Origin of the sequence: Nonomuraea sp. NPDC026600 (assembly GCF_040638335.1) — a bacterium.
Taxonomy (GTDB): Bacteria; Actinomycetota; Actinomycetes; order Streptosporangiales; family Streptosporangiaceae; genus Nonomuraea.
On the sequence record NZ_JBEZYD010000021.1, the window covers coordinates 135,825 to 159,238 of the forward strand.

Below are 23,414 nucleotides of genomic sequence, written 5' to 3' on the forward strand. Positions count from 1 at the left end.
CGCCGCTTGGAAACCGAGCGTCAGGCCGCGCTCACATACTGCCTCGGCCGCAGCGCGTGGGCGCGGAGCGCGGCCAGGGCCGCGAGCTGACCGGGCCGGGTCACCCGTACGGCGAGATCGTCGGCGAACGCCAGGCCGAGCGCGGTCAGCTGCCCGACCAGCTCGATGACCGGTGTGGCGATGTCCTCAGGGTTCGTCGCGGGATGCCAGCCCTCTCCGCCGACCACCTCCGCCACCCGCTCGCGCAGCTCGGTGGGCGACATCAGCGTGCCGTCGGCGAGCAGCATGAGCGCGGCCTCACGCGCCGAGACCTCGAACTCGTGCTCGCCCCTGGCCAGGAGCAGCCGGGTGACCGCGTCCCACATGGCCTCGGGCGAGTCCAGCAGCCGCCTGCCGCGTTCGGTGATCGACAGCCTGGTGCCGTCGCGGCTGATCGCGCCCAGCTCTCGTTCGGCCAGCTCGCGCAGCCGGAGCGCCTCCGCCGACGGAGCCAGCCGCATGGGCAGGCTGCCTTCCGAGGCGGCCAGCGACAGCAGGCCGTGGAGCCCGGGCAGTGACTGGACCGAGACCGGAGCGTGCAGTCGCACCTCGAACGGCTGGGCCAGCTCGCGCCGGGCCGGGCCGCGGCCGAGCACCCAGCGGTTGAGCCGCTCGCCGTGCACCCGGTGCAGCCAGCTGTCGCCGCCGAGCTCGGCCCGTGGCTCGGTCAGCCAGCGCTTGGTCAGCGCGCCGGGATCGACGCTGTCGCCCGAGACGATCGCCAGCTCCAGCGCCGCGGAGCAGGCGACGTGCGCGCCCAGCTCCTCGGGTCCCATGATCATGCTCCACTGCAGGTCGAGCACATCGGGTGGGAGCACGCCAGTGGCTTCGAGCGCGGCCTGGTAAGCGCTGGTGCCCGCGTCCTCGCCCTCGCGGGCGTAGGTGCGCAGGATGTGCGTCGTAGTCGTCGACTCACAGAGCCCGGCATAGCGTTCGAGCCCGCCGAGCTGCAGCAGCCGGCCGAGGGAGTGGGCCAGCCGCTCGTGGTCGCCGCCGACCTTGAGCGGCAACGTGTACCAGAGGAATTCGCAGACGTCGAGCTGAGTAACCGTCTCCAGCGGCTCCCCGCCGGTCAACCACTCCACTGCGGTCCTGGCCTCTTCGGCCAGATCCGGCTCGGAGCGCTCCAACTCGGCGAGCAGGGCGGTGACGTCTGGTGCACTCATGCCTCGAAGTTTGCCGTATCGACCCCGGGCCTGACGATGACCGAAACCGGTGCGTATTGGGTCTTGCACTGCGACTACCCTATGAAATTAGTAAATATGGATCTGTAACCGGGTCATATCCACCGCTTGTCGAAGAGCATCCTTGCCTTCCACTCGGTGTAGGGGATCAGCTCGGCGGACAAAACCGGATGCAGCCACCAGAAGTTGATCAGTGCGAGAAGTGCGAACGCGCCGACGGCCGCAGCCCCGAGCGTTCGCCTCAACGGTACAGCCCCACCCGCCGTCTTCGCTGAGGGGCCTATCAGCAAACCCGCGCACAGCGTGATGGCCAGCACCATGAACGGCACCATCGGCACCGCGTAGAACAGGAACATCGTGCGGTTCTGGGCGATGGCGAAGTAGAACCAGGGCAGCCAGCCCATCGCGTAGGCCAGCAGCACCGCGCCGGCCCGCCAGTCGCGCGTGGCGACGTACCAGGCGATCAGGGCGATCAGCGCGGCCAGCGCGCCGAACCAGATCACCGGGGTGCCGACGCCGAGCACGGCCTCGGAACAGTCCTTGGCGCCGCAGCCGGTCTGTTTGCCCTCGTAGTAGAAGGCGACCGGGCGCAGCAGCAGCGGCCACTGCCATGGATCCGACATGTAGGGATGCGAGGTCGCCAGCCCGTTGTGGAAGGAGAAGACCTGCCACTGGTACTGGACCCATGACCGCATCGAGTCGAAGACGAAGTAGAACGGGCCCGACGAGGTGGCCTGGTCCCAGTTGCGGCCGTAGCCGGTCGCGGTGGCGAACCAGCCGATCCAGGTGGCCATGTACGTCACGAACGGGACCAGCGCGAAGGCGGCCAGACCGGTCGGCACGTCCTTGGACATGGCGCCGGCATAGGGCTGGCGCAGGCCGACGGCCCGCCGCGCGCCGAAGTCCCACAGCAGCGACATGACGGCGAAGGCCACCGCGAAGAACAGGCCCGACCACTTGACCGCCATGGCGGCCCCGAGGCAGAGGCCCGCGGCGATCCGCCACGGCCGCAGCCCCAGCCAGGGCCCCTGCGGCGACAGCGGCGACGTCTCGTACCAGTCGATCAGCCGCTCGCGCGCCCGGTCGCGGTCGACCACCAGGCAGGCGAACCCGGCCAGCACCCAGAACATCAGGAAGACGTCCAGCAGCGCCGTACGCGACAGCACGAAGTGCAGCCCGTCGAGGGCGAGCAGCAGCCCGGCGAAGCAGCCGAGCAGGGTCGAGCGGGTCATCCGGCGGGCCACGCGGGCCAGGACCAGGATCGACAGCGTCCCGATGACCGCCGCGGCGAACCGCCAGCCGTACGGGTTCATGCCGAACAGCCACTCGCCCGCGCCGATCATCCACTTGCCCAGCGGCGGGTGGACCACGTAGGAGGCGCACTTGTCGAGCGTCGCCTCGGTGCACTTCTGCCAGATGTCGGTGTTGCCGGCGATGAGCGCCTTGTCGGCGTCCTTGATCGTGACCCGTTCCACGAGCCACGTGATCAGCGAGAAGCCGTCCTTGGCGTAGTAGGTCTCGTCGAAGACGACGGCGTTGGGGTGGCCGAGCCCCATGAAGCGCAGCACTCCGCCGAACAGGGTGACGAGCAGCGGCCCCAGCCAGCCCCACAACACGCTGCCGCGCATCGGCGGGACCAGGCGATCTCGGAAGGATCGCGTCCCGGGACTGCTCTCGTCCGCCGCCGGTTGGCCATTCGACTGGCCAAAGGTTTCGTACGGGAAATCGGTCACCGCCATTCGGACATCGTACGGGCCTCAAGCCAGTGCTTACCCAGGAAACAGGGTCTTATCGGCATGCCCTGCCACAATGGCCGGGTGACAGTAGAGGGCAGGTTGGTGCTGGCAGGGGCCCCCATCGGACAGGCGGGTGACGTTTCGCCGCGGCTGCGCGAGGTGCTCGAGAAGGCGGACGTGGTGGCGGCGGAGGACACCAGACGGCTGCGGAGGCTGGCCAACGAGCTCGGCGTGGAGATCGGCGGGCGGGTGGTCTCCTACTACGACGCCAACGAGGCCGGACGTGCGGCGGAGCTCGTCGAGATCCTCAAGGAGGGGCGGACGGTGGTGGTCATCACCGACGCCGGCATGCCGGGCGTGTCGGACCCCGGATACCGCCTCACGCACCTGGCGGTCGAGGCGGGCATCACGGTCACCGCGCTGCCGGGCCCGAGCGCCGTCACCACCGCGCTGGCCGTCTCCGGCCTGGCGAGCGACCGGTTCTGCTTCGAGGGCTTCCCACCGCGCAAACCGGGCGAGCGCGGCCGCCGCCTGGCGGCGCTGGCCAAGGAGGAGCGCACGATGGTGTTCTTCGAGGCGCCCCACCGGCTCCAGAGCTCGCTGGAGGCGATGGCGGAGGCGTTCGGTCAGGACCGGAAGGCCGCCGTCTGCCGCGAGCTCACCAAGACCTACGAGGAGATACGGCGCGGCGGCCTGGGTGAGCTGGCCGCCTGGGCGGCGGCGGGCGTCAAGGGCGAGATCACCGTGGTCGTCGCCGGTCACGTCATGGCCGACACCGAGCCCGACATCGAGTCGCTGGTCGCGGAGGTGGACCGCCGGGTGGCCGACGGGGAGCAGCGCAAGGTGGCCGTCATCGACGTGGCCAAGGAGGCGGGTCTGCCCAAGCGGGAGCTCTACGACGCGGTTCACAGGAGATCACCCACGCCATAGGGTGCACATCGTGAAGAATTGGGGGTCTTCCGCGCGCAGGCTGGTCCCGCCGATGCAGGGCACCGTCCTGTGGGGATGGCTGGCACCGATCGCGGTCGCCCTCTTCGGCGGGATACTCAGGTTCGTCAGGCTGAGCGAGCCGCGGGCCGTCGTCTTCGACGAGACGTACTACCTCAAGGACGCCTACTCGCTGCTCAGGTTCGGGGTGGAGCGGGTCACGCTCGGCGATGCCAAGAACCCGGTGGCCGACCGCCGGCTGATGGCCGGCAACCTGGACATCTTCAAGCACTGCCCCACTACGACGGACTGCGCCTCGTTCGTCGCCCACCCGCCGCTGGGCAAGTGGATGATCGCTCTGGGGGAGTGGCTGTTCGGGGTGGACCCGTACGGCTGGCGGTTCGCCGCCGCGCTGGCCGGGACGCTGTCGATCCTGATCCTGGCCCGCGTGGCGCGGCGGATGACCCGCTCGACGCTGCTCGGCTGCCTGGGCGGGCTGCTGCTCTCGCTGGATGGGCTGCACCTGGTGCTGTCGCGTACGGCGCTGCTGGACGTCTTCCTGATGTTCTGGGTGCTGGCCGGGTTCGCCTGCCTGGTGGCCGACCGCGACTGGTCGCGGCAGCGGCTGGCCGACTGGTACGACAGCTCCCCGCTCACCCCGGCCGGGCCCCGGCTGGGCCTGCGGCCGTGGCGGCTGGCCGCCGGGGTCTGCCTGGGCGCGGCCTGCGCGGTGAAGTGGTCGGGGCTGTTCTTCCTGGTCGCGTTCGCGGTCATGAGCCTGCTGTGGGACATGGGGGCCAGGCGGGCCGTCGGGTTGCGCCGGCCGTACCAGGGGGCCCTCTCGCTGGACGCGCCGTCGTGGCTGGCGGCGCTCGGGCTGGTGCCCGCGCTGACCTTCGTGGCCTCGTGGACGGGGTGGTTCGTCACCGCGGGCGGCTACGGGCGCAACTGGGACCAGGCGACGTCGTCGGGGCCGATGTTCTTCGTCGTCGACTCAGTGCGGTCGTGGCTGAAGTATCAGGTGCAGGTGCTCGGCTACCACACCGGCCTGCACGAGTACCACCCGTACATGTCGGATCCGTGGACCTGGCCGATCATGATGCGGCCGGTCTCCTTCTTCTACCCGACGGACCTGCCGGGCTCGGCGTGCGGGGCCGACAAGTGCTCGCAGGCCGTGGTGGGGGCGGGCACACCCGTGCTCTGGTACGCCGCCGCGCTGGCCCTGCTGGGCCTGATCGCCTGGTACGTCGCCACGCGCGACTGGCGGGCCGGCGCGGTGCTGCTGGCCTACGCCGCCGGCTGGCTGCCGTGGTTCTACTACGCCATCGCCGACAAGCGGACGATGTACCTCTTCTACATGATCCCCGTGGTGCCGTTCATGGTGCTGGCGCTCGTCCTGGTCGCGGGGCTGGCGATCGGGAAGGAGAGCGCCTCACCCGTACGGCGGGCGGTGGGGGCCGCGGCCGTGGGGGCGTTCACGCTGATCGTGCTGATCAACTTCTGGTGGCTCTATCCGGTGCTGGTGGCCGAGACGCTCACGCAGGCACAGTGGTGGGCTCGGATGCTGACGCGTTCTTGGGTCGTACCCGCTCCCAAGTGATGCCGCGGCGCAGGGTGATCGCCGCCGCGATGCAGGCCAGAGGGACCGCTGGCAGAACGTAGCGGTAGTCGAACTCCGCCGTCGCGGCGGGTGCGAGCAGCAGGCCGAACGCGCCGAGCCAGGGCAGGATCACCGGCCCGCCGAACCTGCGCCAGCGGACCACCGTGCCGTACAGGCCGATCAGCATCACGCCGCCCAGCACGATGCCGGGCAGGTAGACCACCTGCTGGTAGCCGCTCATGATCTGCGCCCAGGGCGCGACGATCTTCGTCTCGGGCGGGCCCTGCTCGTAGGTGTAGGCGTCGGTGTCGGTCCGGCCCTGGAAGGAGGGCCACTGGGGCAGGCGCTTGGGATTGCCGCCGTCATCGAGCTCGTAGAACGGGATGAAGCGATACATGTTGTACGTCTTCTCGTCCGGGAAGCGCGGCCTGCCCCAGTTGAAGGCGCGGAAGAAGTCGCGGGCGACCACCTTCAGATAGTCGCCGGGCTGCGAGACGATCGCCCGCGTGGCGAACGCGCTGGCGGCCTCGTTGGTGATGTCGGTGAACTTCTTGCCCGCGCCCCAGCGGTGCAGCACCTCGCCGGTGCCCTGGCCGTCGCCGTTGCCCTGACCCCACAGGTACCACTGCGCGTAGTCCTTGCGCTGGTTGACGGGGTCGTTGATGCACAGCAGGAGCATCTGGAGCTCCCTGTATTTGTCGATGTGCATCTTGTTGCAGTCGGCGAAGATCGCCGTACGCATATAGAGGATGAGCCCGTCACTGTTGGTCATCGCGAATTTACCGAAATTTGTTGAGAACCAGCCCATGTAGGCGAGGACCGGAACCGCGCAAGTCATGATCACGGCCACGATCGCCTTCCACCCGGTCCGCTTGATCAGCAGGTAGGCGACGACCAGGACGAGGATCGGCAGGCCGATCGAACGGGTCAGCGCGGTCAGCGCGAGCAGCAGCCCGACGACCACGCCCAGCTTCCACGACATCCGCCTGTTCCACAGGACCATCGTGACCACGCCCACGACCAGCAGCGTGAACAGCGTGTCGGACATGATGAGCTGTTCGAGCTGGATCTGGTAGGCGTCGAACAGCACCGGGACGGCCGCCAGCGTCGCCCCCCATTTCGGCAGGCCGAATTTCCGGCGCAGCAACGCGTAGATGAGCGCGCCCGTGGCCAGGCCCATCAGATGCTGGGAGAGGGTTACCAAAGAGAAACTGTGGAAGGGCTTGAGCAGCAGCAGCCAGAACCCGTAACCATCGGGCCTGATGGGGTGTGGCCTGGGGTGGAGCGCGACGGAGACGTACTCGTAGGAGTCGTTGAACCACATCGCCGGGCCGTAGCCGAGCATGGTGACGAGCCGCAGCACCCCGCCCACGGCGAATGCGGCGGCGAACACCCGATGACGGCCCAGGAACGCCAGCGCGCGGGCCGGCCGGCCAGGGGCGGAGGGGTCCACAGGGGTAATCTCCGCAGCGCTCACCATGCTGTAAAGAATGCCAGTCGTTTTTAGGACTTGACCCGACCATCCTCGGGCACAGGGCATGATGGTGGGCTGGAAGAGCCTTAACTGAAGGGTTGAGACGTGGAACTGACGGTGGTCATGCCCTGCCTCAACGAGGCGGAGACCGTGGAAGTCTGTGTACGCAAGGCACTGGCGTGCATGGAAGAGCACGGCATCGAGGGCGAAGTCCTGATCGCCGACAATGGCAGCACGGACGGCTCGCAGCAGCTCGCCCGTGACGCCGGCGCTCGCGTCGTCCACGTCGATGAAAAGGGTTACGGCAACGCGCTCATGGGCGGCATCCGTGCCGCGCGTGGCAAATACGTCATGATGGGCGACGCCGACGACTCCTACGACTTCACCTCGTTGCTCCCGTTCGTCGAGCAACTGCGCGACGGTGCCGATCTCGTGATGGGCAACCGGTTCAAGGGGGGCATCGCGCCTGGCGCCATGCCGCCGCTCCACCGCTACCTGGGCAACCCGGTGCTGTCGTTCATCGGCCGGCTGTTCTTCCCGTCGGCCATCGGCGACTTCCACTGCGGCCTGCGCGGTTTCAGGCGCGACTCGATCCTGCGGCTCCAGCTGCAGACGGGCGGCATGGAGTTCGCTTCCGAGATGGTGGTCCGCTCCACGCTGTCCGGCCTCGACGTGCGCGAGGTGCCCACGACGCTGTCGCCCGACGGCCGCTCCCGGCCGCCGCACCTGCGTTCCTGGCGTGACGGCTGGCGCCACCTGCGCTTCCTGATGCTGTACAGCCCCAAGTGGCTGTTCTTCTACCCCGGCCTGCTGCTCATGATCATCGGGCTGGTCGCGGGCACGGCGCTGACGTTCGGCCCCGTCGAGATCGGCGAGCTGGCCTTCGACGTCGACACCCTGGTCGGGGCGTCGGCGGCGGTGGTGATCGGCTTCCAGGCCGCGCTGTTCGCGCTGTTCACCAAGGTCTACGCGGCCGAGGAGGGCTTCCTGCCCGAGTCGACACGCGTCCGCAAGCTCATCGACATCGTCACCCTGGAGAAGGGCCTGGTGGTCGGCGGGTTGCTGGCCCTGGCCGGTCTCGTCGGCCTGGTGATGTCGCTGTCGCACTGGCAGGTCCGCAGCTTCGGCTCGCTCGACCCGCGTGAGTCGCTGCGCATCGTCGTGCCGTCGGCGACGGCGCTCATCATGAGTTTCCAGACCATCTTCGCGGCGCTGTTCATCAGCATCCTGGGCATCCGCCGCACCCGCGAGAGCTCGATAGACGTCGCCGCCAAGGTGGCCGAGGAGGCGGCCGAGGCCGTGTCCCGCGAAGAGTCCACGACGCGTTGATCGTTCGCCTCGTGCCGGGATTCGGTGCGAGGCGACCACGGTCGCACCGTAGGCTTGGGCGTATGTCCCAGCACATCTTGACCGCCGTAGCGTGGCCGTACGCTAACGGCCCTCGCCATATCGGGCACGTATCCGGATTCGGCGTGCCGTCCGACGTCTTCAGCCGCTACCAGCGGATGGCGGGCAACAAGGTGCTGATGGTGTCCGGCACCGACGAGCACGGCACGCCCATCCAGGTGCAGGCCGACAAGGAGGGCGTCACCGCCCGCGAGCTCGCCGACCGCTACAACCGGGTGATCGCCGAAGACCTGACCGGCCTGGGGCTGTCCTACGACCTGTTCACCCGCACGACGACGAAGAACCACTACGCCGTCACGCAGGCGATCTTCAAGGGCCTCTACGACAACGGCTACATCTTCCCCAAGACCACGATGGGCGCGATCTCCCCGTCCACCGGACGCACCCTGCCCGACCGTTACATCGAGGGCACCTGCCCCATCTGCGGCTACGACGGTGCCCGCGGCGACCAGTGCGACAACTGCGGCAACCAGCTCGACCCGATCCAGCTTCTCCACCCCAAGAGCCGCATCAACGGCGAGACGCCGATCTTCACCGAGACCGAGCACTTCATGCTCGACCTGCCGGCCTTCGCCGAGGTGCTCGGCTCCTACCTGCAGTCCAAGCAGGGCGAGTGGCGGCCCAACGTGCTCAAGTTCGCCCTCAACCTGCTCGGCGACCTGCAGCCGAGGGCGATCAGCCGCGACCTCGACTGGGGCGTGCCGATCCCGCTCGACGGCTGGCGCGACCAGCCCAACAAGCGGCTCTACGTCTGGTTCGACGCCGTCATCGGCTACCTGTCCGCCTCCATCGAGTGGGCCAGGCGCTCCGGCGACCCCGACGCGTGGCGCCAGTGGTGGCAGAACCCCGACGCCCGTAGCTACTACTTCATGGGCAAGGACAACATCGTCTTCCACGCCGAGATCTGGCCCGCGATGCTGTACGGCTACAGCGGCGTGGGCGCCAGGGACGGCTCACCGGGGTCGCTGGGTGCGCTCAACGTGCCGTCCGAGGTGGTCTCCAGCGAGTTCCTGACCATGGAGGGCAAGAAGTTCTCCTCCTCCCGGCAGATCGTCATCTACGTCCGCGACTTCCTGGCCCGCTACGACGCCGACGCGCTGCGCTACTACATCTCCGTCGCCGGCCCGGAAAACCAGGACACCGACTTCACCTGGCAGGAGTTCGTCAACCGCAACAACGGCGAGCTCGTCGCGGCCTGGGGCAACCTGGTCAACCGGTCGATCTCCATGGCGGCCAAGAACTTCGGCGCGATTCCCGAGGCTGGCGAGCTGACCGACGCCGACCGGGCACTGCTGGAGCGCTCGCGCAACGCCTTCGGGCCCGTCGGCGCGGAGCTCAACCGTTCGCGGTTCAAGAACGCCATCACCGAGGCGTTCGATGTGGTCCGCGACGCCAACCGCTACCTGGCCGAGCAGGAGCCGTGGAAGCTCAAGGACGACACGGAGCGGCAGAAGTCGATCCTGCACGTCGCCCTCCAGGTGGTCGACGACGCCAAGACGATGCTCACGCCGTTCCTGCCCGGCTCGTCCAACAAGGTCCACGCGATGCTCGGCGGCGAGGGCGTCTGGGCCGGCATGCCGGAGATGCACGACGTCGACGAGGACGGTGGCACCCCCTACCCGGTGATCACCGGCGACTACCAGGGCGCTGCCCAGTGGGAGCACCGGCAGATCAAGCCCGGCACGCCGCTCGCGCCGCCCGTGCCGCTGTTCAAGAAGCTCGACCCGAAGGTCGTGGACGAGGAGCTGGCCCGGCTGGCCGACTGATCTCATAGTCCTTGAGCCTGATGGCGGCGGCCGTCTTCCGCGCGGACCGCGCCATCAGGCCCTTCCAGGGCAGGTACGGCAGCAGCTTGTAGTTCTGGTTCATGAACCAGAGCATGAACCTGCTCTCCGGCACCATGAGCTTGCTGACGCCCTCGCCCATCTTCTGGCAGGCGAGCACGTAGTCGCGCATGGCCGCCGCGTACCCGGCGAAGGCGGTCTGGTGGTCGCGGGCTGCCGCCAGCTCGCCCGCCAGCACGTACGCGCCCACCATGGCGAGCCCGGTGCCCATGCCCGACAGCGGCGAGGGGCACCAGGCGGCGTCGCCGAGCAGCACCACCCGGCCGCGTGACCAGCGGTCCATCCGCACCTGGGCGATGGCGTCGAAGTAGAAGTCGCCGGCCCGCCGCATGTCGCGCAGCAGCCGGGGAGCCTCCCAGCCGACGCCCGCCATAGCCTGCTCCAGCAGGTCCTGCTGCTGGCGGGTGTCGCGCCGGTCATAGGTCAGCTCCGGCGAGCCGAACCAGAACATGGCCTTGGCCTCGGTGTTCTGCCTGGCGCTGTAGAGGGCGACCATCCTGCCCGGTGTGCCGTAGGCCTGGCCGCTGTAGTCGAGACCGAGGTAGTTCTCCGTCGTGAAGACCGCGCAGTACAGGCCCAGGGACGAGATGAACTGCCGTTCGGGGCCGAAGGCCAGCTCACGCACTTTCGAGTGCAGGCCGTCGGCGCCGACCACCAGGTCGAAGCGCCTGCTCTGACCCCGCTCGAACGTGACCGTGACCCCGTCGGCGTCCTCGTCGAGCGCGGCGACGGAGTCGTCGAAGATGTACTCGGTGTGGTCCCTGGTCAGGTCGTAAAGGATCTCGGCGAGGTCGCCGCGCAGGATCTCGACGTCGCCGGCGAACAGGTCGGCCGGCAGGGCGCTCAGTTTCTTGCCCGCCTCGTTGACGTTCCACATGGCGCCCATGTGGGTCTGCCGTCGCTGGATTTCCTGAAATATGCCCATCTTGCGGAGCACGGTGAGGTGGACATCGCCGCGGAAGTCGACCGAGTAGCCGCCGTCACGCAGGGAGGGCGCCCGTTCGACGATCGTGGTGGAGTGTCCGGAGCGGTTGAGCCAGTAGGCCAGGGCAGGGCCGGCGACGCTGGCGCCGGAGAGCAGAATGTCCATGCAGCCGAGCTTCGCGGGGCACGCTCACCCCGACCTCACCGCTCTCTCACCCCGAGCTCACCGGGCAGGATGCCGATCAGGCGCAGTGGTGAGGAGTCGATCGCCGCGTCGGACACACCCGCCAGGAGGGCCGCCTGGAAGTGGGTGAGCGCCGCGCCTTCGTTCCAGGCCCGCTGGTACGCCTCGTCGCCCAGGACGGCCCGCACCCGGGCGGAGACGTCCGCGGCCACGGGCGTGTCGAGCCGGGTCCCGCCGAGCATCGCGGTGGCGGCCCCCAGCAGCTTGGCGGCCGGCCAAGCATCGCCGTCTCCGATGAGCGCGAGCCGGGCGAGCGATTCGAACGCCCGGGCGCTCTCCGACATCGCGCCCGTCGCGACCGCGGCCTCGACCGCCTGCCGGTACCAGGCCCCGGCCGCGTGCGGGTCGCCGTCGGCCTCCGCGAGCCGTCCCAGACCGACCAGGAGCCGGATCCTGCTGCCCGTACTCCTGAGCCACCGGGGATCCGACCGCCGCAGCGCCTCCTCGTACAGCTCCCGCGCCCTGATCAGGTCGCCCTCCTCCAGGGCCACGTCGCCGAGCCCGCGCAGCGCCGACGCCACGTTCGTCGGCACGCCCACGCGCCGGGCCAGTTCGGCGGCCCGCTCGTAGTCGGCCCTGGCGGCGGCAGGGTCGGCGTGCAGGCGGTGATCGCCCCGGTTGCACAGCAGATCGGCCAGGTCCTCGGTCGCGCCCAGTTCCTCGGCCAGCACGATCGCCTCGTCAGTGCGGGCCAGCGCGGTGGCCCGGTCGCCGTGCGTGCCCGCCAGCAAGGCCAGCGCGTCGAGCGAGATCATCGACCCCCAGCGGTCGCCGAGCGCGCGCAGGGCGTCGAGCGCCGAGACCAGGTCGGCCTGCGCCCGGGCGTACTCGCCGCGGGCCATCAGCGAATAGGCCCACATCATCCGGGCCATGCCGCGCTCCCACGGGTCGGGACTCTCCGTGGCCCTGACCAGCACCGCGAGTGTCGGCTCGGGGGCGTGCACGGCCGCCGTGATCATCGGCCACAGGAACGTGAGAACCGGGTATTCCCGCGCCCCCTCTCCAGCCGACACGATCGCGTCGGCCGCGGCGGAGTGGCGGGCCCACAGCCCGCCGGCCGCCTCGTCGCCGGCCACGGTCAGCAGGCAGAGCACGTACGCGTCGCCGAGCTCCGGATCCGGCGCCGGCCCGGCCGCCTCCAGCAGGGCCACGGCCGAGGCCGTGGCGGTGCCGCGCATCCCGCGCATCCACAGGTAGGCGGACTGCGCCGCCAGCAGCCGCATGCCGAGCCGCACCTCGCCCGTCTCGGCCGCCCAGCGCAGGGCCGTACGGAGGTTGTCGTGCTCGGCGGACAGCGACTCCAGCCAGTCGAGCTGCTCGGCCGCGCGCAGGTGCGGATCGGCCTCCTGCGCCAGGCCGAGGAAGTACGTCGCATGCGCCCGGCGTACGGATGCCTCGTCGGCGAGCTGCTCGGCGCAGAAGGCGCGGATGGTCTCCAGCATGCGGTAGCGGCCGTTCGTGACGGTCACCAGCGACTTGTCGGCCAGCGAGTCGAGCAGCTCCTCGGCGTCGGGCAGGCCGCAGACCTCGGCGGCGGCCGTCGCGGTGGCGCCGCCGGAGAAGACCGTGAGGCGGGCGGCCATCGCGCGTTCGGGCTCGGTGAGCAGCTCCCAGCTCCACGCGACGACCGTGCGGAGCGTCTGGTGCCGGGCGTCGGCGGTACGGCTGCCGCGTGACAGCAGCCGGAAGCGGTCGGTGCCGGCGAGGCGTTCGGCCAGCTCGGGGGCCTCGTGCGTACGCATGCGGGCGGCGGCCAGCTCGATCGCCAGCGGCAGGCCGTCCAGCGCGGAACAGATCCGCTCGACCGTCTCGTCCGGCGTGAAACCCGGGCGGACCGCCGTCGCCCGGTCGGTGAAGAGGCGGACGGCGTCGGCGGGGGCGAGCGGGCGTACCGGCCAGAGGTGCTCGGCCGTGATGCCGAGCGGCTCGCGGCTGGTCGCCAGGATGCGCAGGTGGGGGCAGGCGGCGAGCAACCGCTCCGCGAGGGCGGCGGCGTCCTCGATCAGGTGCTCGCAGTTGTCGAGCACGAGCAGCAGCGGGCGCTCGGCCAGTGCGGCGATCAGCCGCGACAGGGCCGCGGGCTCGGCCGAGCCTGCGGCCTGGCTGGCCGAGCTTGCGGCCTGGCCGGTCAAGGGCTCGGCCGGACCGGTCAGCAGGCCGCCCTCACGCACGCCTAGCGCGCCCAGCACCGCCTGCGGCAGCCCGGCGCCCTCGGTCAGGGAGGCCAGCTCGGCCAGGCAGGTGTCGGGACGCGGCCCGGCGACCTCGACCGCCAGCCGCGTCTTACCCGCGCCGCCCGGTCCCAGCAGCGTCACCAGCCGGGCCGACTCGAGCAACGCGCCGACCGCGGCCAAATCGTAGGCCCGGCCAACCAGGCTGGTGAGCCGGACCGGCATCCCCGACCTGCCGGACGCGACCTCGATCTGTCCGGTTGGTCCAGCGGTGGCCGGGGCGCGTGCAGTCTGTTCGGCTGGTCCAGGGGTGGTCGTTGCGGGCGGGGTCTGCGCGGTGGCCGGCGCGGGGGCGGGCGGTGGTGTCAGGCGGGCCAGCTCGCCGCGTAACAGGCTCTGGTGCAGGCCGGACAGCTCGGGTGACGGGTCGGCGCCCAGCTCGTCGGCCAGCAGCCGCCTGGTCTGCTCGTAGACGACCAGCGCCTCGGCCTGGCGGCCGTCCGCGCTGAGCGCGCGCATGAGCTGGCCGCGCAGCCGCTCGCGCAGCGGGTGGCGTTCGATCAGCTCGCCGAGCTCCGGGATCGCCGCCCGGTGCGCGCCCCGCCGCAGCTCGGCCTCGATCCGGTCCTCCTGGGCGGCCACATGCCGCTCTTCGAGGGGTACGGCATGCGCAGGGTCGAGATCGGCGAGCGCGGCGCCGCGCCACAGGGACAGCGCCTCGCCCAGCAACGCGGCGGCCCGGTCCGGGTCGGCGTCGAGAGCCTGCCGCCCGGCCTCGGCCAGCCGCAGGAACCGGTGCGCGTCGACGTCGCCGGGATCGACGGCCAGCCGGTAGCCCGTGGCCGCCCGCTCGACCATGATCCCGTCGCCGCGCAGCCTCGACACCTGGGAGTGCAGGGCGTGCTGGGCGTTCTTGGGCGGCTGCTCGCCGTACAGGACATCGATGAGCCTGTCGTAGGTGACGACCTCGCCAGGCCGGATGAGCAGGAGAGCCAGCAGGGCCCGCCGGGCCCGGCCGCCGAGTGGCACCTCGCCGCCGTCCGCGCGCCAGGCCCGGGTGCTGCCGAGGATGCCGAAGCGCATGGAGGTTACTTTAGAGGGCGTGAGCAAGATTCCCAGCCCGCCGGAGCCGCTGTCCGCGCCGGTGTTCGACAGTCACTGCCATCTCGACATCATGGTCGGAAACCGGCAGGCGTCCTCGGGCGATCCGGTGGCTCAGGCGGCGCAGGCGGCGTCGGCGAGCGTACGGAGCATCCTTGACGACTCGCGCGCCGTCGGTGTGACCCGGCTCGTCACGATCGGCTACGACCTGCCCTCCTCCCGGTGGAACGCCGAGGCGGCGGCGGAGCACGAGGGGATCTACGCGGGCGTCGCGATCCATCCCAACGAGGCGCACGCGGCCACGCCCGAGACGCTGGCCGAGATCGAGGCGCTGGCCGGGCGCGACGAGGTGCGGGCGGTGGGGGAGACCGGGCTGGACTACTACCGTGACTGGGCGGCCAAGGACGACCAGCACGCGAGCTTCCGAGCGCACATCGAGATCGCCAAGCGCACCGGCAAGGCGCTGGTCATCCACGACCGTGATGCGCACGACGACGTGCTGAAGGTGCTGGCCGCCGAGGGCGCGCCGCCGGTGGTGGTGTTCCACAGCTTCTCGGGCGATCCCGAAATGGCGAAAAAGTGCACCGAAGCCGGATATTTCATGTCTTTTTCCGGGCCGGTTACCTACAAGAACGCCTCCTACCTGCGCGAGGCGGCCCAGGTCGCGCCGATGGAGCTCATGCTGGTCGAGACCGATGCCCCCTACCTGCCGCCTGTGCCATACCGGGGCAAGCCCAACGCGCCCTACCTCATCCCGCTCACCCTGCGCTGCCTGGCGGAGGTCAAGGGAGTCCATCCGGATGAGCTGTGCGAGGCCATCAGCGTCAACGGAGTCACGGTCTTCGGAGAGTGGTGACCATCTTTCCGTGAACCGGTGGAGGCGACGGCACGGGCGCCGCTAGCGTCGTGCCGCCCGCAGCCGCTACCGGAGGTCGACCGTGCGAGGAAAGAGGCGCGCTCCACGCCCTCGGATTGCCTGGCGCTCGCCGTGGACATCGGTGTTCTGCCTGCTCGCGGCCATGGCCGTGGGCGGGATCATGACCGTCGCGACGATGGTCAAGAGCGTGGTGCTGGTCGTCGACGGCAAGCAGATCGCGCTGCGCAGCTTCGCCGGATCGGTGCGGGAGGTCCTCGGCGAGGCCGGGGTGCCGGTGGGATCCGGCGACTCCGTACGGCCGGCCGGGCAGGAACAGCTCGTCGACGGGACGCGGATCGAGGTGCGCCACGCCCGTCCCATCATCCTGACCGTCGACGGGCGCACCACCCAGCACCTGGTGACCGCCACGAACGTCGGCGACGCGCTGGCCGAGCTCGACATCAGCTCCGCGGGCGGCCGGCTGTCGGCCCCGCCGGGCCGGAACGTGCCGCTGTCCGGCATATCGCTCTCGATGTATACGCGGCGTGAGGTGTACGTCGAGACGGGCGGCGTCCGGATGGCGACCACGACCACCGGCCGTACCGTCCGCGAGGTGCTCAGGCAGCGCCGCATCCCGCTGCACCGCGGCTACCGGGTACGGCCGCCGCTCGACAGCTTCCCGTCGCAGGGGACCGTCATCAGGGTCAGCCCGCCCCCGCCGCCGCACACCGTGGTCGTACCGGTGGCTGTGGCCGGGCTCAACTGGGCGGAGCTGGCCCGGTGCATGTCGAACGGCAACCCGCTGGCGGTCAACCCCGCCGGGCCCTATTACGGGATGTACGGATTCAGCCTGCCCATGTGGGCGGCCGTCGGCGGCACCGGGCTGCCGCACACCTGGCCGGCGGAGGAGCAGACCTATCGGGCGCAGCTCCTCTACCAGTTGGTCGACGGCCGGTGGCAGGGCCAGTGGCGGGAGTGCGGGTCACGGCTGTTCGGCTAGTCGCTGACCAGGCGATTCAGCGAGTTGGGCAGCGGGCTCCCATCACGGTCACCGCTCCAGAGCGCAGCGTGGGCAACAGGCCGGCAACAAGGTGCGGACCCCTCGCGCCCAATGCCCCAACAGCCTCACGGGACGGAATAGGCTCATTCGAGATGTCGGGCCGGCGCCGAGGTAAGGGGAACGGGTGAGCGAGTCTTTCGTGCATCTGCACGTGCACACCGAGTACAGCATGCTTGACGGGGCGGCCAAGATGAAGCCGCTGTTCAAGGAAGCCGAGCGGCTCCAGATGCCCGCCATCGCGATGTCCGACCACGGCAACATGTTCGGTGCGTACGAGTTCCAGAAGGTGGCGAAGGGCAGCCCGGTCAAGCCGATCGTGGGCATCGAAGCGTACGTGGCCCCCGAGAACCGGTTCGTGAAGAAGCCGGTCTTCTGGGGACAGCGCGCTGAGACCGGCGTGGCGGACGGTGAGGGCGGCAAGGACGTCTCCGGCGGCGGCCGGTTCACCCACATGACCATGTGGGCCAAGAACGCGGACGGGCTGCGCAACCTGTTCCGGCTGTCCTCCTTGGCGTCGTTCGAGGGCTATTACTCCAAGCCCCGCATGGACCAGGACCTGATCTCCAAGCACGCGAACGGGATCATCGCCACCACCGGCTGCCCGTCCGGCGCGGTGCAGACCCGGATCCGGCTCGGCCAGTACGACGAGGCGGTCAGAGTCGCCGGCGAGTACCAAGAGATCTTCGGCAAGGACAACTACTTCCTGGAGTTGATGGACCACGGCATCAGCATCGAGCGGGACGTCCGCGCCGATCTGCTCCGGCTGGCCAAGCAGCTCAACATCCCGCTTCTGGGCACCAACGACTCCCACTACGTGACGGAGGACCAGGCCGACGCGCACGACAGCCTCCTGTGCGTCGGTGTGGGCAAGAACAAGGACGACCCCAACCGTTTCCGGTTCAACGGGTCGGGCTACTACCTCAAGAGCGCCGACGAGATGCGCAAGCTGTTCGCCGACCTGCCCGAGGCGTGTGACAACACGCTGCTCGTGGCCGAGATGGTGAGCGACTACAGCGATGTGTTCCAGCACATCGACCGGATGCCGCAGTTCCCCGACGTGCCCGAGGGGGAGACGCAGGAGTCCTGGCTGCGTCAGGAAGTGGAGCGCGGCCTGGAGATGCGGTATGGCACGCCCATCCCCGCCGAGGTGACAGACCGGTATGAGACCGAGATGAAGGTCATCGGTCCCATGGGGTTCTCCTCCTACTTCCTCGTCGTCGCCGACATCTGCAAGTACGCCCGCGACAACGGCATCGCCGTGGGTCCGGGCCGAGGAAGCGCCACCGGCTCGATCGTCGCCTACGCCACCCGCATCACCGAGCTCGACCCGCTGGAGCACGGCCTGCTGTTCGAGCGCTTCCTGAACCCCGAGCGCATCAACCCGCCGGACGTCGACCTCGACTTCGACGACCGTCAGCGGGACCGGATGGTCCAGTACGTGACGCAGAAGTACGGCAGCCAAGCGACCGCCCAGGTCAACACGTTCGGCACGATCAAGGCCAAGGCCGCCGTCAAGGACGCGAGCCGGATTCTCGGCTACCCGTTCGCCATGGGTGACAAGATCACCAAGGCGATGCCGCCGGACGTCATGGGCAAGGGCGTCCCGCTCGCCGACATCTTCAACGAGGATCACCCCCGCTACAACGAGGGCGGCGAGCTCCGCGCCCTGTACGAGAACGACTCGGACGTACGCAAGGTCATCGACACCGGCCGTGGCATCGAGGGCCTGATCCGCGGCACCGGCGTACACGCCGCCGCGGTCATCCTGTCCTCGGAGCCCCTGCTGGACCTGATCCCCATGCACATGCGGGACAAGGACGGCGTGATCATCACCGGGTTCGACTACCCGTCCTGTGAAGACATGGGCCTGGTCAAGATGGACTTCCTGGGGCTGCGGAACCTGGGCATCATCGACCACGCCATCAAGATCATCGAGCAGAACCGGGGCGTCAAACTCGACACCCTGACCCTTCCGCTCGACGACGTGCCCACGTACAAGCTGCTGGCCCGCGGCGACACCCTGGGCGTGTTCCAGCTTGACGGCGGCCCGATGCGGCAGCTCCTGAAGCTGATGGAGCCGAGCCGATTCGAGGACATCGCCGCCGTGCTCGCCCTGTACCGGCCGGGCCCGATGGCGGCCAACGCGCACACCAACTACGCGCACCGCAAGAACGCCCGCCAGGACATCGACCCCATCCACCCCGAACTGAAGGAAGCGCTCGAACCGATCCTCGGGCCGACCTTCCACCTGCTCGTCTACCAGGAGCAGATCATGGCCGTCGCCCGCGAACTGGCCGGCTACACCCTGGGCGGCGCCGACCTGCTGCGTCGCGCCATGGGTAAGAAGAAGAAAGAGATCCTGGACGCCGAGTTCGCCAACTTCCAGGCCGGCATGCACGGCAACGGCTACAGCGCCGAGGCGACCCAGGCACTGTGGGACGTCATGCTGCCGTTCTCCGGATACGCCTTCAACAAGTCCCACACCGCCGGCTACGGCCTGGTCGCCTACTGGACCGCCTACCTCAAGGCCAACTACCCCGCCGAGTACATGGCCGCCCTGCTGACCTCCGTGGGGGACGACAAGGACAAGGCAGCCGTCTATCTGGCCGAGTGCCGCAAGATGGGCATCCAGGTGCTCGCCCCGGACGTGAACGAATCCCAGCTCGACTTCGTCGCGGTCGGCGACGACAAGGTCAGGTTCGGCCTGGGCGCGGTCCGCAACGTCGGTGAGAACGTCGTCGAGGGCATCGTGAAGGCCCGCACCGAGAAGGACCGCTACGAGAACTTCAACGACTTCCTCGGCAAGGTGCCGCTGACGGTCTGCAACAAGCGGGTCATCGAATCGCTGATCAAGGCGGGCGCGTTCGACTCGCTCGACCACCAGCGCAAGGCGCTGCTCATGGTGCACGAGCCGGCGGTCGATTCGGTCATCGACATCAAGAAGAACGAGGCCCACGGCCAGGACTCGCTGTTCGGCGGCCCGAGCGACGACACGGGCACGGCGGCGTTCTCCGTACAGATTCCGGACATGGAGTGGGACAAGAAGACGCGACTGGATTTCGAGCGGGAGATGCTCGGCCTGTACGTGTCGGATCACCCCTTGGCGGGCACGGAGCGGCTGCTGGCCCGCCACCGGGACACCACCATCGCCGAACTCCTCGAAAGCGGCCGTGACGACCGCGGGGACGTCCGGGTCTGCGGCCTGATCACCAAGGTCGACAAGCGGGTCAACAAGGCCGGGAACGTGTGGGCGATCGTCACCGTCGAGGACATGGACGCGGCCATCGAGTGCCTGTTCTTCCCCAGGAGCTACGAGCTGTACGCGCCGGAGCTGCGCGGAGATGCCGTGGTGTCGGTCGGCGGCAAGGTCAACAACCGCGACGGCGCCATCAGCATCTTCGCGGAAGACCTCACCCCACTCGACGTGTCCGGTATCACCAGCGACTCCGGACATCCCATCACCATCCAGGTGCGCGAGGAACGCCTCACGCAGCAGGCAGTGGAAGAACTCCGTAACGTGCTGAAGCTGCACCAGGGCAACGTGCCGCTGCGGATCAACGTGCAGCGGCTGACCGGGAAGATCATGGTGTGTGCTCTGCCGGAGTTCTCCGTCAACGCCGAACCCAGCTTCGCCGCGGACGTCAAGCAGTTGTTCGGGCCTGAGGCGATCATGATGTAAGCCCGCGGCCCCGGCGGTGCGCCGCCGGTTGGGTCAACCGGCGGCGGTGCGCGGCCGGTTGGGTCAACCGGCGATCGAGGTGCCGAAGTCGGCGCCAGCGGGTGGTTGGAGCGGACGCAGCTCGTCGGAGTTGCGGGCCAGCACCAGGACCTTGCCGGCCGGCACGGCGTCGGGCTGGCCGATGTAGAGTTTGTTGCCGCCGTACGCGAGCGACCAGCCGAACAGGCCGTCCGACGTTGGGAGCTTCTTGTCCTCGGCCGCGTTCTTGAACGACAGCACCCGTACGCCTCCCTCATAGGGCGCGCCGACGGCCACCTTGCCGTCGGCCGAGGCGGCCATCGAGAACCCGAACCCCGCCCCCTGCCCCACCCGCCTCGTCGGGCGCATGGCCGGGTCGTAGAGCTGGACATAGCCGTGGCCCGGCGCCGTCACCGCGAACCCGGCCCCCTCGGCGTACGCCACCGCGTAGCCGTACCTGTCTCCGGCGGCCTTGGTGGGCGAGTCGATCTTGGCCCCCGAGAGCGTCGAGGCCAGCACGTTGTCGATGCGGACCGCGGCCCCCGAGTCGGACTTGCCCGCGTCGACCTGGCGGCCGGCACCGTCGTCGTTCTCGTACGGGACGCCGACGAGCAGGCTGTTGCCCGGCCCGACGGCCAGTGACCAGCCGAACTGGTCGCCGACCTCGCCGTTGCCCGGCACCTCCGCCGAGTCCTGATTTATCCTGATCAGCCGACCGGTGCCCTCGCGCACGTAGACGGAACCCGCGTCGGCGATCTGGGCTTGGTCCTCGTACGGCGCGCCGATCGCCACCAGGCTGCCGCGAGACGCCAGGGACCAGCCGAAGTGGGCATCGCGCTGCGGCTCGGGAGCCACCAGGCGTTGCGGCGCCGGGCTGCCCCCGCCGTACACGACATAGACCGCACCCGCGTCCTTGACGCCGTTGACGTCCGTGTACGGCGCCCCCACCACCAGGTCGGCGCAGGGGTTGCCGGGATCGACCTTGGCCAGCGTCACCGACCAGCCGAGCGCGTCGCCCTGCTGGAGGCCGGGCACCGAAACCGGGATCACCTTGTCCCCGGAGAGGATGTGCACGGCGCCCTTGCCGCCGTCGGCGAACGGGTCGCCGACCGCCACGTCCTCCAGGCCGTCGCCGTCGAAGTCACTCGTACCCGAGCAGGCGGCCTTCTTGGTGGCGGCTGTCGCGGCCGTGCTGGTGGCGAGCGTGCCGCCCACGGCGAGCGCGAGTGCCAGGAGCGCCGCACCGATCGTCTTCACAGCCGGACCTCGATCTGGTTGCCGTTCTTGAGCCTGGTGGCGGACAGCTCTACGGGTTTGCGGTACAGCGGCATGTCGAACACGAACGCGTTGTCGATCCGGCCACCCGCGGTGATCACCGCCGGGAACGCGGGCTCCACCGGGTCGTGGCGCCCGCCCCTGTCGTCGAGCAGCGAGACGATCGGGTCGCCGATCTCCTGGCGTTCGCCTCCGGGGTTCAGCATCGTCCAGCGGACCACGCACAGCTGGCCTTGGGTCTGCGTCTTGCCCTCGAACTCCTTCAGTCCGCACTGCGGGGCCGCGACGACGATGAGCTGCGGGTCGTCGAAGGACTTGCCGAGGGCGAACCGGTGGCCGAGGTCGTTGGGCCGCGCCGAGGCGGACGCCGACTGGGGCTGTGTCTTCGCGGGCGGCGTGATGTTGCGGCTGGAGGTGACGATGAGGACGCCGACGGTTACGGCGATGGCCGCCACGGCCGCGGCGGCCGCGATGAGCCAGCGGGTGCTGAGAGAGCGGCCGGGGAGGGGGGCCTGGGTGTCGTCCGTGGACAGTTCCTCGGCCTGGCGCCCCGGGTCCGTTTGGCGGGCCTGCACGCTCAGCTCGTCGTCGGGCTGAGGGGCCTGCTCGGCTAAGCGGGCCTTTTTCGGCTTCTTGGCAGTCTTGGGAGTCGATTGCTTGGGGGTCGGCTTCTGAGGGGTCGGCTTCTGGGGGGTCGGAACCTCCCAGCGCGCCAGCTCCTCGCGGGCCGCCTGCTCCTCCCGGCGGGCCAGCTCTTGCAGATCGGCTGGCTCCTGCTGTGGCTCCGGTTGTCTCTGGGACCCCGGCTGGGACCCCTGCTGGGGTGCGTCGGTCGCCACGGCCGGGCCCTTGGCCGTCGTGTCGCTGGGCGGCGGTGTGGCGAACGTGGCCGTGATGTCGGGTTCGTTCACCACATTCTGCGGCGGCTCCCAGTCGTTGAGCAGCCCGGGTGCCACCAGGGTCGGCGGATCGACCGCCGTCGCCGCGGGCTTGGGCGCAGCGGTGCCTCCGACCAGGGCGATCAGCAGGTCCTGGGCCGTGGGCCGCTGGGCGGGATCCATGTCGGTCGCCCGCCGTACCAACTCGTCGAGAGGCGCGGGCAGCGCGCCCAGGTCGGGCGGCGTGTTCAGGACGCGCGTCGCGAGCGTGATGGGGTCGCCGCGCCCGAACGGGTGGCGCCCATTACCGGCGTACGCGATCAGGCAGCCCCAGGCGAAGATATCGGCGGCGGGCGTGACCGTGTGCCCCTGTACCTGCTCAGGCGCCCACCAGCCGGGACTGCCCAGCAGCTCGCCGGACATCGTGAACCCGGTCTCCCTGTCGAGCGCCCTGGCGATACCGAAGTCGATCACCCGCGGCCCGGACAGCGACAATATGACATTGGCCGGCTTGAGATCCCGGTGCACCAGCCCGGCGACGTGGATCGCCGCCAGCGCCGCCGCGACTCCCAGCGCGACGCCGTGCAGCGGCCCCGGGTCCAGCGCGCCGTACTTGGCGATCTGGTCCGACAACGGGGTGCCGCCGATGTACTCGGTCACCATGTACGGCCGGCTGTCGCCGGTGTTGCCGTTGTCGAGCACCTGTGCCGTACAGAACGACGCCACCCGCCGCGCGTTCTCCACCTCGGCGTGAAAGCGGTCCGCGAACCCCTGCTGGTTGGCGAACTCGGCCTTCACCACCTTGACCGCGACGAACCGCCCCGTCGGTGCCCTGGCCAGGAACACCGTCCCCATTCCACCCTCGCCGAGTCGGCCGAGCAGTCGGTATGGGCCGATTTCTCGCAGATCCGTCGGGCGGAGCGGCGCGGCGCCCGTTGGCTCCATCAAGGACGTCCCTTCCTGTTCCACGCCATCCTCCCCTGTGGGTGCCCCCATC

Annotated in this window: 14 protein-coding genes; 7 read left to right on the plus strand and 7 right to left on the minus strand. The window is 69.7% G+C overall.

Annotation, left to right across the window (positions count from 1 at the left end; translation table 11 throughout):
* Nucleotides 1-20: 20 nt before the first annotated feature.
* Together AB0F17_RS38330 and AB0F17_RS38335 are read right to left on the minus strand one after the other, a co-directional pair.
* On the minus strand, nt 21-1,205 hold the full coding sequence (locus AB0F17_RS38330) for a hypothetical protein (protein ID WP_358033206.1): 1,185 nt from the start codon (nt 1,203-1,205) through the stop codon (nt 21-23).
* A gap of 113 nt (nt 1,206-1,318) precedes the next feature.
* Complete coding sequence (locus AB0F17_RS38335; protein ID WP_358033209.1) at nt 1,319-2,851, minus strand: phospholipid carrier-dependent glycosyltransferase; 1,533 nt, start codon at nt 2,849-2,851, stop codon at nt 1,319-1,321.
* A gap of 189 nt (nt 2,852-3,040) precedes the next feature.
* On the opposite strand from AB0F17_RS38335, the gene rsmI reads away from it, so the two are divergent.
* On the plus strand, nt 3,041-3,889 hold the full coding sequence (gene rsmI, locus AB0F17_RS38340) for a 16S rRNA (cytidine(1402)-2'-O)-methyltransferase (protein WP_358033212.1): 849 nt from the start codon (nt 3,041-3,043) through the stop codon (nt 3,887-3,889).
* Between the two features lie 10 nt (nt 3,890-3,899).
* On the plus strand, nt 3,900-5,486 hold the full coding sequence (locus tag AB0F17_RS38345) for a phospholipid carrier-dependent glycosyltransferase (protein ID WP_358033214.1): 1,587 nt from the start codon (nt 3,900-3,902) through the stop codon (nt 5,484-5,486).
* Here AB0F17_RS38345 and AB0F17_RS38350 read toward each other — a convergent pair.
* The gene (locus AB0F17_RS38350; RefSeq protein ID WP_358033217.1) at nt 5,422-6,966 is read right to left on the minus strand and encodes a hypothetical protein; all 1,545 of its coding nucleotides are present in this window, start codon (nt 6,964-6,966) and stop codon (nt 5,422-5,424) included. The two genes, AB0F17_RS38345 and AB0F17_RS38350, sit on opposite strands and share 65 nt — an antisense overlap.
* Before the next feature lie 99 nt (nt 6,967-7,065).
* Between AB0F17_RS38350 and AB0F17_RS38355 the strand changes: the two genes are divergently transcribed.
* Nucleotides 7,066-8,289 (plus strand): glycosyltransferase family 2 protein, encoded by a 1,224-nt coding sequence (locus AB0F17_RS38355; RefSeq protein WP_358033221.1) that lies wholly within the window; start codon nt 7,066-7,068, stop codon nt 8,287-8,289.
* Nucleotides 8,290-8,351: 62 nt separating this feature from the next.
* Nucleotides 8,352-10,133: a methionine--tRNA ligase gene (gene metG, locus AB0F17_RS38360; RefSeq protein WP_358033224.1), complete on the plus strand. Its 1,782-nt coding sequence runs from the start codon at nt 8,352-8,354 to the stop codon at nt 10,131-10,133.
* Here the strand turns inward: metG and AB0F17_RS38365 are convergent.
* Complete coding sequence (locus tag AB0F17_RS38365; protein WP_358033227.1) at nt 10,078-11,301, minus strand: FAD-dependent monooxygenase; 1,224 nt, start codon at nt 11,299-11,301, stop codon at nt 10,078-10,080. The two genes, metG and AB0F17_RS38365, sit on opposite strands and share 56 nt — an antisense overlap.
* A 35-nt stretch (nt 11,302-11,336) precedes the next feature.
* Nucleotides 11,337-14,633 carry a BTAD domain-containing putative transcriptional regulator gene (locus AB0F17_RS38370; protein ID WP_358033230.1) on the minus strand — a complete coding sequence of 1,099 codons (3,297 nt, stop codon included), beginning with the start codon at nt 14,631-14,633 and terminating at the stop codon, nt 11,337-11,339.
* On the opposite strand from AB0F17_RS38370, the gene AB0F17_RS38375 reads away from it, so the two are divergent.
* The 3 genes from AB0F17_RS38375 to dnaE all read left to right on the plus strand — a co-directional run bounded on the left by AB0F17_RS38375 (nt 14,632) and on the right by dnaE (nt 20,246).
* The gene (locus AB0F17_RS38375; protein WP_358033234.1) at nt 14,632-15,507 is read left to right on the plus strand and encodes a TatD family hydrolase; all 876 of its coding nucleotides are present in this window, start codon (nt 14,632-14,634) and stop codon (nt 15,505-15,507) included. The genes AB0F17_RS38370 and AB0F17_RS38375 overlap by 2 nt on opposite strands.
* 142 nt (nt 15,508-15,649) lie before the next feature.
* Entirely contained in the window at nt 15,650-16,507 is an 858-nt protein-coding gene (locus tag AB0F17_RS38380; RefSeq protein WP_358033236.1) for a ubiquitin-like domain-containing protein, read from the plus strand.
* Between the two features lie 184 nt (nt 16,508-16,691).
* Nucleotides 16,692-20,246, plus strand: a complete 3,555-nt coding sequence (gene dnaE, locus AB0F17_RS38385) for a DNA polymerase III subunit alpha (protein ID WP_358033239.1) — start codon at nt 16,692-16,694, stop codon at nt 20,244-20,246.
* A gap of 63 nt (nt 20,247-20,309) precedes the next feature.
* Here dnaE and AB0F17_RS38390 read toward each other — a convergent pair whose 3' ends face one another.
* Together AB0F17_RS38390 and AB0F17_RS38395 are read right to left on the minus strand one after the other, a co-directional pair.
* Nucleotides 20,310-21,521 carry a hypothetical protein gene (locus AB0F17_RS38390; protein WP_358033242.1) on the minus strand — a complete coding sequence of 404 codons (1,212 nt, stop codon included), beginning with the start codon at nt 21,519-21,521 and terminating at the stop codon, nt 20,310-20,312.
* Nucleotides 21,518-23,362, minus strand: a complete 1,845-nt coding sequence (locus tag AB0F17_RS38395; protein ID WP_358033244.1) for a protein kinase — start codon at nt 23,360-23,362, stop codon at nt 21,518-21,520. The genes AB0F17_RS38390 and AB0F17_RS38395 overlap by 4 nt, the downstream gene beginning before the upstream one ends.
* Between the last annotated feature and the right edge of the window lie 52 nt (nt 23,363-23,414).

Coding starts and splice junctions, on each gene's coding strand:
- AB0F17_RS38335 (WP_358033209.1), bottom strand. CDS start 2,851: ATGCGCGGCAGCGTGTTGTGGGGCTGGCTGGGGCCGCTGCTCGTCACC.
- metG (WP_358033224.1), top strand. CDS start 8,352: ATGTCCCAGCACATCTTGACCGCCGTAGCGTGGCCGTACGCTAACGGC.
- AB0F17_RS38375 (WP_358033234.1), top strand. CDS start 14,632: ATGGAGGTTACTTTAGAGGGCGTGAGCAAGATTCCCAGCCCGCCGGAG.
- AB0F17_RS38395 (WP_358033244.1), bottom strand. CDS start 23,362: ATGGAGCCAACGGGCGCCGCGCCGCTCCGCCCGACGGATCTGCGAGAA.
- AB0F17_RS38370 (WP_358033230.1), bottom strand. CDS start 14,633: ATGCGCTTCGGCATCCTCGGCAGCACCCGGGCCTGGCGCGCGGACGGC.
- AB0F17_RS38350 (WP_358033217.1), bottom strand. CDS start 6,966: ATGGTGAGCGCTGCGGAGATTACCCCTGTGGACCCCTCCGCCCCTGGC.
- AB0F17_RS38330 (WP_358033206.1), bottom strand. CDS start 1,205: ATGAGTGCACCAGACGTCACCGCCCTGCTCGCCGAGTTGGAGCGCTCC.
- AB0F17_RS38365 (WP_358033227.1), bottom strand. CDS start 11,301: ATGGACATTCTGCTCTCCGGCGCCAGCGTCGCCGGCCCTGCCCTGGCC.